This is a genomic window from Amycolatopsis sp. NPDC088138, from assembly GCF_044741685.1.
Taxonomy (GTDB): Bacteria; Actinomycetota; Actinomycetes; order Mycobacteriales; family Pseudonocardiaceae; genus Amycolatopsis.
This window is the reverse complement of the sequence record NZ_JBIUTB010000001.1, coordinates 1-12,888: the sequence shown is the minus strand read 5'-3', so window position 1 is coordinate 12,888 and position 12,888 is coordinate 1. Positions and strand designations below refer to the sequence as shown.

Sequence of the window (12,888 nt, the reverse complement as noted above, 5' to 3'; positions counted from 1 at the left end):
CCTCGCTCGAAGTCGCATTCGCCTGGGTGCTTGGGCGTGAGATGGCGAGTAGTCCATCAAGCTCAACGTCACGGTCCTAAGCTTCTTTCCTCGCCTGGACATGCCAGCGGGGGTTGTAACCCCTTGGCATCGGCGAGCGACTAGCTGGTCAAGGCGTGTCTCCGCAGAGCGCTTCGAGCCGCGTACGTCAGCTGTCGCACGCACGAGTCCTAGGAAGCCCCATGGATGCGGGTACGACGTCGATCTTTATTGCCGGGGTAGGACTGGTCGTCATAGGCGTGGGCCTGCTTACAGCATCTTTTACGGGTGGCGAGCTATTACTGAAACGGGTGTTTCATCCGCGAGCGGGAGTTCCATTTTCGCAACAAGCTTCCCGGAACCTCTCTATCATCGGCCTGGTCGCAATCATCTTTGGCGTGATATCTATTTGGGTCTCTTTGTCTATGACCAGCGCGTCAATAAAGGAGCCTCCGCCAACTGTGCAACCCTCATCGGCCACCTATTTGCCACCTTCGACAACTCCACCGAGCGAACCTTCGGCAGAGTCAAGAACTCCGCAGTCAAGCCCGGCTTCGAGCACGCCAGCGGCGCCTGATTCGTCAGGGCCTAGCACCTACTTAGGCAGCCTTCCGAATCAAGTTGGCAACTACACTAGCAGCCTGACCGGCGTCAGCATCGGAAAAGTCAGTTATCCGAACAGTCTGAAACTTTCTTGCTTTAACTACCGCGGCGGCGGCAAGGCGATATACGATGTTGCAAGTTTTCATCGACTAAAGGCGACCGTTGGATTACCGAGCGACGTGCATGACTTTAAGAGAAGTTCGTGCACAGTGAATATCTCTGACAGCCTGACCGGTCGAGCGTTGGCGCCACCAATAAAGCTAGTTTCATCAAGTGGCCCAACCATGCTGGACATCTCGTTAGAAAACGTCAGTCAGCTTCAGATCACGGCGGCGGATGACTATCCGTACAGCAAGGGAGTCGTGGATATCAGTGTCGCATTTGGGGATGCCACGTTGAGTTAGGCGCTAATCCCGGAGATCCCGCGGTGCGGGACAACTGTCGACGGACACCCACCGGTTGTACGAGATGCTGCGCGACGGCAAGTTCGCGCTCGTGGCACCGGAAGCGGTCAGGCCCGCGATCGTCAGGTTCCAGGGCAAGGCCGAAGAGATCCAGGGCTTGCCCCCCAAGCTCGGCGGCGTCAGTGTCACCCCTATCACCTGAGGGCGACGCGCGAGATTTCCCACCTTTGCGTGATCAATGGGGGCCTTGAATCCCACCCGTGGGATATCTCCCGCGGTTGGGGAGATATCCCACACACTCAGTATAGCGCAGAGTGACCGAGTGCAATTGTGTCTTGCAGGCGTTCGGTGAGACTCGTTGGCAACCATCCACACAAGTGCTGCGCATGAGTACCGCCGCGGCGGCGGGTCGCGAACTCCCACCAGCAGCGCCCGCACCAGTGCGGTGCAGGTCCGCGACGCGCGACCGCGGCTGCTGGGCGTACACGACGCGATCCACACCGCCCAGCCACCCGAGCACGAGCAGCCCGAGTTGGAGAGCTACCGCTGTACGTGCCCGGTACTTCGAAGCCGACCTCCGCACGAAGCTCACCCTGGCGGGCGACAGGGCGGCTTCGTGCTGCTGCCCGGGGACTCTTCGGTCGGGAAGACTCGCGCCCTGTTTGAAACGCCGCAGGTGGTAATGCCGGACTGGTGGCTGCTGCACCCCCGCAACACCGAACGACTGCGGGAGTTCGTTACGCATCCGACCGGACGGTGGTGTGGCTGGACGAACCCTCGCACGAGATCGAGTTCTTCGACGTACCATATGTTCCCGATAGGGTCGGATGCTCAGATCCGGCGGGAGGGAATGGGTATGGCGGAGCTGCGCGAGCGCCTGAGAAACGGCTGCTTCCGCGAGATATCATTGAGTTTCTTCGCGGTATTCGTCGACGAAGGATTGTGTTCGGCCGCCGAAGCTCGCCGGGCTCGCTGGAGTGCCCATCGGGCCGAGTACGGGTCTCTGTACCTCATCCTGTCGAGCGTGATCCTCGCCTCGTTCGCGTACCGGCTGGTTGAGCCGCTGCTGCCCGAAGCTCGATCGGTGGCTATTCCGTTCGTGATGGGCCCCAGCCTGCTGCTCGTCGTGTACGTATTCGCCGGTGCGTGGGGAGCCCGGTGCGTGGGGAGCCCGGTTCGCGGCCAGCCGGATTCATCGCCAGGTCGCGAAGCTGCTGGACGAGTTGGGGGATGTGGACACACTGGCGTCCGGCACGTCCTTCCGCTGCAGCCTGGGCAATCCGGCGCGTCTCGAGCAGATGCGGATCCGAACCCTTCGTGCACTTCTCCGGAGAGCGGCTGTGACCGTTCCCAGGGAGTTGCTGCTCCTCAACGGTCGTGGCCATCAAACAGGTGACCTCGTGACGACCAACAAGGTGAAGAACGTTTTCCTCGACGCGCTGATAGCTGTGCCTAGGCCGGAATCTGCGGCTGAGCGGAAGGAGTTCCGCAGATTCCTGGCAACCCTCTCCGTTGCGGTCATGGAAGCCGACCCGTACTCGCGCCTGGAGCGCGCGGTCCGCACGGTGCCGGCTGCCTGCTCGACTCGATCCGCGCCGCTGAAGACGTGGACGTGGCAGCTGAGTTCACTTTCCGTACCGATGCTGCTGTCGATCATCGCTCTCCCGGTCGCGAGCTTCCTGATCGTCAAGTTCGCCGGCTCTTCCACGCCGACCGGCCTGGTCGTCGCGGCTGTCGCTACGGCGTTCCAAGCCGCAATGCGGTACTTCAAGAACCACAGGGACTGACCTCGGCGCTTTAGCCGCCGGGTCGTCGCCTGCGACGGCTCGGCTCGCCCGAAGCACACCAGTACCTGCCAGATCGGTTTCGGCGGTAAGGTCGCCGGTGGCAGCTAAGGTGAAGAACTGGTTGCCGCGCCAGGTGTAAAGGTAGCTCCTGACGTTCTTCACTGGTGTTGCGTCATACCAGGATGCAGCTGATAAGTAGTTCCCGCAGTGTTCACGGAGGGGCACGGCCGAGCCGTCCTCCTGGCGACTCCGCACGCGCAACGTGGAACCCGCCGACGTGACGAACCGGATTCGAACAGCCGACGACAAAACTTTTGCTCGGCAATTATCGGAATGACGTCATTTATCGTTTCCTGAGGAGGCGTTCCCCGCCGATTCCGCGGGGAACTCCTCCTTCTCGGTGGATCAGTGGACGCGCGAGTTGTACCACGCGCTACTGACGTCGGGGGATGTAGCTGATAGCGATCCGTCGCATATCGGCCCACGCCGTGTACCAGCTGAGGTCTCCGAGAACCAGGGCCTGTTTCTGCAGCTAAGGCCACTTGCGGCACCGCCTCGACCGCGACGCCGAGGCGCACGAGGCCTACCGGGCCGTGCTCGTGTTGAGCAACAATGCCATCGAGCAGGAGTTCCTCACCGCCGCTCACCGGCGCTTGACGAAGAACGGCGTGGCGCCGTCGCGGTACATCAGGACGAAGCCGGCGATCGACAAGACCAGCACACCGAGGTAGAACATCAGGTGCGCGAGGTTGCCGCCGTTCGTCAGGCCCGCGGTCGTGAGCCCGATCAGCTGCACCACCACGTTCAGGATGCCCAGCACGCCGAAGATCGCCAGCAGGGTGCGTGCCCAGCCGCCCCGCGGTACATCCCGTAGACCAGTAGCGCCCACAACGCGCCCAGCAGCAGAAGCGGGACCACCGCAGCCCCGACAGGGAGCGGCCCTTCCGTCGTGCTGGTCTCCACCGTGCCGTCGCCGAGCCGCACCGACTGGTGCGTCGTGAAATGGAAGAGGGTCCCGCCCAATACCTGGCTGAGCAGCGAACCAAGGAACCAGCACACGACCGCGCCCCACCAGGCGAACGCCGCCCGCTGCACCGGCGCCGGCCGCTCGACACGGGTGGCCTGGGGCGGCGCGGCCGGGAACTGGCCGTAGGGCTGGTGCTGTGGTGGAGTCACCGGCGGAAATCCCTCGCCGCCGCCCCCCTGTGTCTCGGACATGCGCGCAGCGTATGCCGGGTACGCCCGGTTCCAGCACGGATGTGCGCCGAACCGTTACCCATCCGGTGTCCCACCGGACTGCTATGAAGCGGTAGCTCGGTGAGACCGGTTTCGCGGGTGTAGTCGGCCGACGCCGGGCCGCTCGGGCTTACGCGACCTCTTGTCTCCACCACCGGTGATCAGCCACGTCTTTTCACTATGCCGCGCGTATAGAGGGACAGCCCGAACAACACCGCCTCGCACTTGGCTTCACCCCGCTCCGGTTTCGCCGACCGCTGGCGGGCGGAACACACGCCGCAGCAGCGCCGAGCCACCAGTCCCGCTCGGCGTCTATCCGCGCGGCTTGGCTGCCCACCGTCCGACTGCCCAGTCCGTGTGGGACGCGATCCTGGACATAGGCGGGAAGCTGCTTCGCATGACTGCGATCTACTCCCGCCGCCCCGCGAGCATCCCAGCCGGCCGGCCTGGCATTGAACGCCCGTGTTGCCCCGGACCGCAGCGTTGGCTATCCAACGCAGCCGCGGCTTCAGCCGACGAGGTACTGCGCAAGCTCGTCCGGCCCGCGAGCCACAAGGGGTTCCTCACGGATATCGACGGGCCAGGCCTCAAGCAGATGACTCTCCACCGGTTCGTTGATCTGACCTTGCACCTGGGACGCGGCCAGCCGCCCTCGCACCGAGATACGGAGCCGAAGCCACCCAGTCGGGGTGGCGATGATGGTCGGATCGTTGCTGCTGTAAATGTCGCGGATCAGCAACTCGCCGCGCGCCGATTCGAGCGACCACTCGGCACTCATGTCCCAATCCGCGGCGATAGCCTCCGCGGGGCGTCCGGGGTGCCGGCGGACGGTGAGGTCGACAGGCCCGAACTGAGTGCCACACAGCACGGTGACCCAGTTGTCCTCACCGACCAGCAGCCCGTCGGCGCTACCCGGCCAGTCATTCTCGACACCTGGTCGAGTACGGACGTGGTACTGGCCGTCCATAGCGGGAATGGTCAGTACCACGTCCGTGACATCTTCAGGCACCGCTCGGATTCTCCCGCCCCGTTTACCAGGCGGAACTGCCGTCAGCGAGGACCGCCTGGACATAGAAATCATTGCCGTCCAGGACACGGTAGAGGTCGTAGGCGGAGCTGGTCAAACCACCTTGGCTGTTGTTCGCCTGAAGGGGAACCACCGCGATTAACCGGTTATTCGGTGCCGCATACGTACCACCCTGATCAGCCGACGCGAGCGGGTACTCGTCGCAGGACTGGCCGGTGGGCACGGTGACCCCGCCGCAGACCGCGTTGCGGTTGCTCTCGATGGTCTTGTCGTCGGTGACGCGATTCAGGGCCTGGCCGTGCCGGGGATCACCCCAGTGACTGGGCAGTGTGCGGATGGCGGTGAACACGTGCTGCGCCACTGGCCCGACCGCCGGGTTCGAACGGGTGTCGTAGGTGACGACGGCGGCATTGCCGCTGGCGGGCCGCACCTCGACACGCGAGCCGAGGAACCCGTCCAGCGGGCGAATCTGGTTGTTGGCCATCGTCCCGGCGTACTGGGTGTAGGTCTTGTCGACGGGCGCGTCCTTGGTCAGGCTCACGTTCTCCGGCTCGCCGTTGGTTCCCTGCAGCTGCGAGGTGGTGCACTTGTCCTGGTGCTGGAAGCAGCCAGTCCACATGGTCCCGGCGGCGCCGGCGGCCCGGCTTTCCTTCGCATCCTCGACCGTGACCGTGGTGTCGAGGAACCAGTCGCTGCCGTCCCCTTCGGCGAACTCGACTGAGGAGGCGACACGGATCGACATTGATCCTCGCCACACCGGTGTGCCGTTAACCACCACGTAGTTGTTGACGACCCAGACCCGGCTGCTGCAGGAGGTCCACCGGTTGGGGTTCTGACCGATGGTGCAGTCCAGGGACACACCGTTGGTGTGCGCGGGCGGAGAGCGGTTGGCCTGGTTCTGCTCGTGCTTCAGCGCTTCTGCTGGGGCGGCTTCGGGCAGCTGCGACTTCTCCAGGTTCACGGTGTTGCAGCTGTAGCTGGTACTCGCCTGCGTCGACGCACACCGCCGAGGCCGCTCGGGGTTAGCCGGTCGACTCGACGCCCACAAGATCCAGCTTGACGACGTCTTCGGCGTCGCGCCTGCCGACGACCTCGCCGGACACGACCAGCTGGGGTCAGGTCAGCGGTGCCTCGTCCTGCCCGACGGCCGGGAACGCGCCGCGGTTGCCGGAGTCTGGGGCGATCTCGCCGTAGCACCTGGACATCGCCAACCGGCAGCACGCGGATCCTTCACTCAGTGCGAGACTCGTGCGGTGCGGACATCCGCTCATGTCGAAGAGCGTGCGTTCCGGCTTCTGCTAGTTCCGTCACGGGCTCCACTCCGGCTGGTAGTCGTGGTGCTCGGCATACACCTGAACGAGCTGCATTCATCAAGGCCGTAGTGCACGACCAGCTGCGAACGCTGCTCATTGGCCGCCGGCCGTGGGTCCTCCTCGGTCGCGTCCGAAGAGGACCCGCAGACCTCAGCGGGGTAGGACGAGGTGGTCCGCGATGGCGTACAGCTCCGCCTGCGCGCTGGAGCCCACGACGGCAATCGGCGCGTCGTGGACGGCCTTGAGGACCCAGAGCGTTCGGTAACCTTTCTCGTCCAGATAGCGGGTCTCGTGTCCCTGGACCGATTGGCCCGCGGCACCGCGCACCCGGGCGGCCTCGTCGGTGCGGACCTGGACCGGCGGCCGAGTGCTGCACGTGCCGACCGAGTAGCTCGTGCGCGAACCGCCCGGGCCGCCCTTCTCGACGTCGAACGTGCACATCCGCAGGCCGTCGGGCAGCTTGCCGAGGCCGAACGCCGGGGTGACAGTGGTCTTGCCCGGGAAGGCAACGTTCTCCGCGACGCGACGGCCCGCGTCGATCAGCTGCTGCGCCGACGCCGTGCTGCCCGGCTGTGCGGCCACGTTGACATACAGCGACCCGCCGTCGGGGTGGGTCAAGTACACCTCGTAACCGCCCGGGCCGCCGGAGTGCGAGCTCTCCACGCCGGCCCGCCCGCCGAGGGTGACAGGCTGGCCCGGACCGGACTTGAAGGCAGCCTGCTCGACCGGCATCATTTTCATTTCCTGCACGTCCACGAGCAGGACCTGACGCCCGGACGTGACGGTCAGCATGTACTCGCCGCCGTACACCGGCTTGTCGGGGTTCGCCGCACTGCCACCGGTGTTGATCCGGCGCACGAGGTAGTCGGCCTTGCCCGGCGGCAGCCAGCCGAGCGAATAGGGCATGGTCAGCTCCGCGGCGGCCGTCTCGGCCGGTGCCTTGACGGGGGCCGGACCGCTGGTCCGGCTGGTACCCGTGGCTACCTGGTCGTCGTGCGCGGGCCGGTTCAGCGCGACGACGCCGACCGCGGCCAAGACGAGCAGGACCACCCCGGCGGCGGCCCCGAGCGGAGGGCTCACCACAGCGCGCCTGCGGTCGAGGCGCTGACGCGTGGCCGCCAGCACCTGGTCGCTGTCAGGGGCGTCCTGCTCGTGGGCGGTGAAGGTGTCCTTGATCAGGTTCTCGATGTCCATCAGCTCTCCTTCACCTGGGCCATCCGATCGACGCTCAGGCCGTTTCGCAGGGTCGTCAGGGCTTTGCGGGCGTGGGCTCGCACGGTGGCCTGGGCGCAGCCGAGCAGGCCGGCGATGTCGGCGTCGGCGAGCTGCTCGTAGTACCGGAGCACCACGACCGCGCGCTGGCGCCGGGGCAACCGCGCCAGGCGCTGCCACATGTCCTCGCGTGCCGCGTGGTCCGAGGCGAAGTCATCCGGCCGTGCCTCGTCCGGCGGGTCGCCCACGGCGATCAGCCTCGCCGACCGGCTGCGCCGCCAGGACAGGTAGTCGTTGGTCACCATCCGCAGGACGTAACGGTCGGGGTGGTCGGCGTCGCTGATCCGAGACCACCGTCGGTACGCCTTCACCAGCACGTCCTGCACCAGGTCAGCGGCCTGTTCCCGCTCACCGGTCAGCATCGTCGCGTAGCGCAGCAACCGCGGCAGGTGCGCTCGGACGAAGTCGTCGTAGTCAGCCATCACTATGAAGACTGCCGCCGCGCACGATCCGTGTACTGCCACGCAGAACTTTTTACGAACCCGCGAACTGCGACGGGCGTGCCGCGACGAATTGCCGGTCAGGACGCGGCGGCCGTACCAGGCGCAGCTGGACCGGAATGGCCAGAGCGACCACATCGTCGCGGCGATCAGCACCGCCGCGACGATGTGCAGGCGTACTCCATTGCCGAAACGAGCGCCATCGCGAACTTAGTGACGGCCGACCAGCCGACGCCGAGTCCGGCCTCCCGTCCGGTGCGCCGACGACCTCCTCGTCCAACACGTGAAGCTCGAACCGTGCCAGGTCGTAGCCCCCGATCTCCCAGGCGAGATCGCTGTCGCCCACCCGCCAAGTGCGACCACTGGCCCGCTCGGACAGCAACCACGCCACGAGACCTCCTCGAACTCTCCGATCAACAAAGGCAAGAAGGTAGCAGGCATAGAACAGACGTTCGATCGAGTGACCTACGCCTCGCGATATACTTCGTTATACAGGTGGTGCGCTCGGCTGGCGCTTGTCCTCGGATGCCGTGTCGCCAACCTGGACACCCGACGACCGATCAGTACGTCGCGACCCGAGGCAAACCGACTGCGGCGCGGGACCGATCAGAATCGGAGCATCTAACGGCAAGCTAGGCCGCTACAGCTAAGGTGCCGACACCCAGCCGCGACCCGATTCAGTCGAAGATCCACGTCGCTCGCAAACCTGTTCGGCCTGAGACCCGTCCAAGCAGCGCGCTACGCGATGACGTTGACGTGTGCTCTAGGAGGAACAGGCGAACAGGCAAACCTGCTCGTAAGCACGAATCTGTTCATCACTTTCGACACCGACCCAGCCGCCGACTGCGAGCCCTCAGGCGCGTACCGGGCCGACAGGAATTCGCCAAGCAGGCCAACCTCCAACTCGCCTACTACTCCGAACAGACCAGAAACCGCTTCCAGACACTCGGGCGACCCTGTTGAGCGCGATGCCCAGCTCGTACCAGCGCCAGGCAATCAATCGAAAGAAACGTCGACTGCCGCTCAAGATCCGGACACAGGCCATCGAACGAGGTTGACCGGTGACCGCGACGGATCGCCTGGCCGGACAAGCCAATCGTAACGACAGGGCGTCGGCCGGTCCGCCACGAGCTCCGCATTTGCAACTTGCAGATTCACGTTGCCGCCTGGCACGTCTTCCGGTTCCACGGTGACTTCTCCTCTCGCAGATCCTATTCATCTCAGTCAGACGGAGCAGCGGATCATTGATACGAGCTGCAGGAGGGCGAGAAATTTTCCCGATGCGGCCAGTGTGTATATACTCCACCAAGGAACACGACTTTTCCCACATTCACATACTGGTATATACCGCATCAAGGAGCAGGAATGGCCCAGAAGGTCCTCGTCGAGATGCTCGACGACATCGACGGCACCCTTGCCGCGCACACCGTCCCGTTTTCCCTGGACGGCGTCACCTACGAGATCGACCTCTCTGACGAAAACGCGGCATCCCTGCGCGACGAACTCGCCCGCTACATCAGCGCCGGCCGTCGCACCGGCGGACGTAAGGTCCGCGTCGCAACCGGCCAGCCGACCACAACCTCGTCGGACCGCGAACGCAACCAGCAGATCCGGGCGTGGGCCAACGCCAACGGCTTCGAGGTCTCCGAGCGTGGACGTCTCTCCTCCGAGGTGATCGCCGCCTACGACGCCGCCCAGGCGCAAGAAGCCGAATCCGCCAAAACGACCCGCAAGCGCGCGCCCCGCAAGAAGGTCGCCGCCGCGCGGAAGTGACCGCCGAGCTATGCACCGTGCAGCTCGCCCGGATAAGGAATCTTGATACCGGGCCAGGGCGGTAACAGGTTACCTCGACGCACGATCGTCCCCTCGTCGCTGACCGTCGTCGTGTAGTGCTGGCCGTTCTGGTCCGTGTAAATGATCCCGAAGCTGGTCACGCCGGGCACCATCGTGGTTCGGTAGACCGCCGGAATCCGCTCCACTCCGCCGACCGGTACGGGTTGCAGGTGAACGGGATGGAACCAGTTCCCTCCGACGTCGGCATCGGCGGCCAGCGGAATCCGCTGCTCGCAATCGTCGGACCGCCAGCTCGCCATGAACACGTTCAACGCCGGTCCCCACCCGACGTTCGTCACTCGGATTCCGCCATCCGACTCTCCAAAGGACACAAGAACGGGCATCCGCTGCTGCCGCGCACGCTCGTCTTCGGCGCGTCGAGCAGTCCGGAACAAGGCCACGTTGACCACGACTGCAACCAAAGCGATCACGGCGCTCGCGACCGCGGAGAGCGAAGACCAAGCCATCTGCTCTTACCCCCTGTCAGCGCCTCCCCGACAACCGGCCAAGGTGTCGTCGGACGCCGAGGCGAGTAACTCACGGGTACAGCCCGCAATCTCGACGGGAAGCAGTTGAGGACCTTCGACTTGGCCGACGATCAGAAATATTACCTGGTCACGAGGACGTCCGTGCCTGTCACGAATGGCCAGCGGAGCTTCTTCGACCCTCAAGTCGGGTCGACGACGTCTGATGACGACGGGCACGCCTTTGCACTAACCGTCACAGCGGCCGCTTCGTCGTGCAACGGCACGCTCGATACTGTCACGCCGAGCCGTGACGTATCTCCTTGGCCAGCCGGGGCTCTGCGACAGCGTCCGAATCTACGACCGGGGTTGGCCCGGAGGTGCTGATGAGCTCGGCCAGAAGTTCCACCCGGTACGCGTGGTCCCCGGCCGCGGGCTGGGCGGCGGGGTCGCCCCCGAACGACCAGCGTCGACGCCGAACAGCTGGACCTCGGCCGTTGCGGACCATGAACTCGGTATTCCGCGTGTGTACGGGGATCCGGTCAAGTCGTTGTGACGCCTGTGTGACCGTCTCACCCGTACGCTGGCGTTTCGGTCCGGAGCCCGACTCGGGGGCGGGGAGGGCGATGGATGAGGGTCTTGGTGGTCGAGGATCACGTGCGGCTCGCTAAGTCGGTGGCGCGGGTACTGCGGCGCGAGGGCATGGCGGTCGACGTGGCCTTCGATGGGGCAGCGGCGCTCGACCGGACCGTCGAGGTGGATTACGACGTGGTGGTCCTGGACCGGGATCTGCCGGGAGTGCCCGGCGACGAGGTGTGCCGCCGGCTGATGCGGGAGCCACTGCGCACGCGGGTGCTCATGCTGACCGCCGCCGCCACCGTCGCCGACCGGGTGGCGGGGCTGTCCCTCGGCGCGGACGACTACCTGCCGAAGCCCCGGAGCAGGCTTCGGCGAGCGCACCGCCGTCCGGTTCAAGCGTCCTGCTGCGTCAGCACTTCGGTTACGTAGGAGATCTCCGCAAGCACCTGGTCCGCCTCGGCGTAGCCGAGCCTGCGATAGCGAATCATTGCGGCGAACAGCGCCTTCCTGGCACCATTGTCGTCCCCCAGCAGCCGGCGCACCCGGCCGAGATGCCACAGCAACTCCGCCTCGTCCGACTCGGCGCCCCGAGCTTTGAAGAATTCGATCCCGGCCTCGAACCGGGAAGCGCTCGTCGGCAAGTCACCGAGCGCTTCGTGAGCAATGCCGAGCACACGCAGAGACGCACCGTGCGGGACAAGTTCGTTGGCGCGGCGCGACTCGATGACGGCTCGCTCCGGTTGACCGGCCGGCAGGTACACCTCGGCAAGGCTCGCCTGACGGGCACCCGCACTCCTCAGCGAAGAAGACATCGCGGCGGCCGTGCCGCGATGCATACGTTTCACCCCAGGGACTGCGGAGGCAGCGACTGGGGAAGCGCCGCCCCCGCAGCTTGGCCACCTGTCCGATGATCGGCTGGGTGGCCAGGTGACGGGCCCTGCACAACGTCGCCCGCCAGATCATGGGAGGCTTTGCGAGTTCCGGACAAATGAAAGCATGGCCGTCTTTCAGAATTCCCTCAAAGCGCTGTCACGCAGCCCTCGTCAATCCCCCAACGAGAAGAAGATGACAAAGGCAAGAGTGGCAAGACTTGCGGTCACGGCATTGACGGCTGGAGCACTTTGCGTGGTCCGCACGACCGTGGCATCCAGCACGGCGACCACCCGGCGTGGCCGGGCCGAAACCGCCCAGTGATCGATTCCCCGCCGGCGCGAGCCTGACACCTGCTGACAATCGCCCTGCAGCTCTGTCAGTGAACGGTCAGCGAGGCCGCTCAGCCTGACGGCATGACGAACCTCGCAGACCGTGTCGCACCAACACCCCGCCGACCGCTCCTGGCCACGATCCCCCACCAGGCCGGCACCCGGCAATGGCTGGGACTGGGCGTGATCTCCCTGGTCACCCTGCTCATCTCCATCGACATCTCCGTACTCGGCTTCGCCCTCCCGATGATCAGCGAAACACTCAAGCCCAGTGCCACCCAACTGCTGTGGATCATGGACGTCTACAGCTTCGTCCTCGCCGGCCTGCTGATCACCATGGGCTGGGCCGGAGACAGAATCGGCCGCCGCACACTGCTCATCATCGGCGCCGCCGTGTTCGGAATCGCGTCCGCAGGAGCCGCGTTCTCCACCACGCCCACCATGCTCATCGCCTGCCGGATACTGCTCGGCGTCGGTGCCGCCACCCTGACACCGACCTCGCTGGCCCTGATCCGCACCATGTTCCGCGAACCCGCCCAGCGCAAAACGGCCATCGCGACCTGGAGCGGAGCCCTGACCGGCGGCGCCGCGATCGGCCCGATCGTCGGCGGCCTGCTGCTGAACAACTTCTCGTGGGGCTCGGTCTTCCTCATCAACGTGCCCGTCATGATCGCCGCCGTCGCGCTCGCCCCGATCCTGCTGCCCGAACA

14 protein-coding genes and 1 pseudogene are annotated in these 12,888 nt (G+C 65.3%); 6 read left to right on the top strand and 9 right to left on the bottom strand.

Features of this window, described 5'->3' with window-relative positions:
- Positions 1-221 precede the first annotated feature (221 nt).
- The 3 genes from ACIOD2_RS00075 to ACIOD2_RS00065 all read left to right on the top strand — a co-directional run bounded on the left by ACIOD2_RS00075 (position 222) and on the right by ACIOD2_RS00065 (position 2,812).
- A complete protein-coding gene (locus tag ACIOD2_RS00075; protein WP_400532535.1) occupies positions 222-1,025 on the top strand; it encodes a hypothetical protein in 804 nt (267 codons plus the stop codon).
- Between the two features lie 55 nt (positions 1,026-1,080).
- Positions 1,081-1,227, top strand: a complete 147-nt coding sequence (locus ACIOD2_RS00070; protein WP_400532533.1) for a hypothetical protein — start codon at positions 1,081-1,083, stop codon at positions 1,225-1,227.
- 1,198 nt (positions 1,228-2,425) lie between these two features.
- Positions 2,426-2,812, top strand: coding sequence for a hypothetical protein (locus ACIOD2_RS00065; RefSeq protein WP_400532531.1), 387 nt, complete (start codon positions 2,426-2,428; stop codon positions 2,810-2,812).
- 643 nt (positions 2,813-3,455) lie between these two features.
- Here ACIOD2_RS00065 and ACIOD2_RS00060 read toward each other — a convergent pair.
- The 7 genes from ACIOD2_RS00060 to ACIOD2_RS00030 all read right to left on the bottom strand — a co-directional run bounded on the left by ACIOD2_RS00060 (position 3,456) and on the right by ACIOD2_RS00030 (position 8,491).
- Positions 3,456-3,632 carry a hypothetical protein gene (locus tag ACIOD2_RS00060; RefSeq protein ID WP_400532530.1) on the bottom strand — a complete coding sequence of 59 codons (177 nt, stop codon included), beginning with the start codon at positions 3,630-3,632 and terminating at the stop codon, positions 3,456-3,458.
- Complete coding sequence (locus ACIOD2_RS00055; protein ID WP_400532528.1) at positions 3,617-4,030, bottom strand: hypothetical protein; 414 nt, start codon at positions 4,028-4,030, stop codon at positions 3,617-3,619. The genes ACIOD2_RS00060 and ACIOD2_RS00055 overlap by 16 nt, the downstream gene beginning before the upstream one ends.
- A gap of 526 nt (positions 4,031-4,556) precedes the next feature.
- Positions 4,557-5,057, bottom strand: a complete 501-nt coding sequence (locus tag ACIOD2_RS00050; protein WP_400532526.1) for a hypothetical protein — start codon at positions 5,055-5,057, stop codon at positions 4,557-4,559.
- A gap of 22 nt (positions 5,058-5,079) precedes the next feature.
- Entirely contained in the window at positions 5,080-6,036 is a 957-nt protein-coding gene (locus tag ACIOD2_RS00045) for a NucA/NucB deoxyribonuclease domain-containing protein (protein ID WP_400532525.1), read from the bottom strand.
- 502 nt (positions 6,037-6,538) lie between these two features.
- Positions 6,539-7,582, bottom strand: a complete 1,044-nt coding sequence (locus tag ACIOD2_RS00040; protein WP_400532523.1) for a hypothetical protein — start codon at positions 7,580-7,582, stop codon at positions 6,539-6,541.
- Positions 7,582-8,082, bottom strand: a complete 501-nt coding sequence (locus tag ACIOD2_RS00035) for a SigE family RNA polymerase sigma factor (RefSeq protein ID WP_400532521.1) — start codon at positions 8,080-8,082, stop codon at positions 7,582-7,584. Before ACIOD2_RS00035 ends, ACIOD2_RS00040 begins: the two co-directional genes overlap by 1 nt.
- A 52-nt stretch (positions 8,083-8,134) precedes the next feature.
- The gene (locus tag ACIOD2_RS00030; RefSeq protein WP_400532519.1) at positions 8,135-8,491 is read right to left on the bottom strand and encodes a hypothetical protein; all 357 of its coding nucleotides are present in this window, start codon (positions 8,489-8,491) and stop codon (positions 8,135-8,137) included.
- Positions 8,492-9,465: 974 nt separating this feature from the next.
- On the opposite strand from ACIOD2_RS00030, the gene ACIOD2_RS00025 reads away from it, so the two are divergent.
- Complete coding sequence (locus ACIOD2_RS00025) at positions 9,466-9,873, top strand: Lsr2 family protein (protein ID WP_400532518.1); 408 nt, start codon at positions 9,466-9,468, stop codon at positions 9,871-9,873.
- 8 nt (positions 9,874-9,881) lie between these two features.
- Here the strand turns inward: ACIOD2_RS00025 and ACIOD2_RS00020 are convergent, their stop codons facing one another.
- A complete protein-coding gene (locus ACIOD2_RS00020) occupies positions 9,882-10,400 on the bottom strand; it encodes a hypothetical protein (protein ID WP_400532516.1) in 519 nt (172 codons plus the stop codon).
- Between the two features lie 627 nt (positions 10,401-11,027).
- Here ACIOD2_RS00020 and ACIOD2_RS00015 point away from each other — a divergent pair.
- Positions 11,028-11,333: pseudogene (locus ACIOD2_RS00015) on the top strand (response regulator); the annotation flags it as partial.
- Positions 11,334-11,368: 35 nt separating this feature from the next.
- Here the strand turns inward: ACIOD2_RS00015 and ACIOD2_RS00010 are convergent.
- Positions 11,369-11,812 (bottom strand): hypothetical protein, encoded by a 444-nt coding sequence (locus ACIOD2_RS00010; protein ID WP_400532514.1) that lies wholly within the window; start codon positions 11,810-11,812, stop codon positions 11,369-11,371.
- A gap of 450 nt (positions 11,813-12,262) precedes the next feature.
- Between ACIOD2_RS00010 and ACIOD2_RS00005 the strand changes: the two genes are divergently transcribed.
- Positions 12,263-12,888, top strand: a 626-nt coding sequence (locus ACIOD2_RS00005) for an MFS transporter (RefSeq protein ID WP_400532512.1), incomplete at its 3' end; no start/stop codon positions are given.

Bases quoted from the DNA above. Each gene is read 5' to 3' on its own strand.
- ACIOD2_RS00020 (WP_400532516.1), bottom strand. From the start codon at position 10,400: ATGGCTTGGTCTTCGCTCTCCGCGGTCGCGAGCGCCGTGATCGCTTTG.
- ACIOD2_RS00075 (WP_400532535.1), top strand. From the start codon at position 222: ATGGATGCGGGTACGACGTCGATCTTTATTGCCGGGGTAGGACTGGTC.
- ACIOD2_RS00010 (WP_400532514.1), bottom strand. From the start codon at position 11,812: ATGCATCGCGGCACGGCCGCCGCGATGTCTTCTTCGCTGAGGAGTGCG.
- ACIOD2_RS00025 (WP_400532518.1), top strand. From the start codon at position 9,466: ATGGCCCAGAAGGTCCTCGTCGAGATGCTCGACGACATCGACGGCACC.
- ACIOD2_RS00055 (WP_400532528.1), bottom strand. From the start codon at position 4,030: ATGTCCGAGACACAGGGGGGCGGCGGCGAGGGATTTCCGCCGGTGACT.
- ACIOD2_RS00040 (WP_400532523.1), bottom strand. From the start codon at position 7,582: ATGGACATCGAGAACCTGATCAAGGACACCTTCACCGCCCACGAGCAG.
- ACIOD2_RS00035 (WP_400532521.1), bottom strand. From the start codon at position 8,082: ATGGCTGACTACGACGACTTCGTCCGAGCGCACCTGCCGCGGTTGCTG.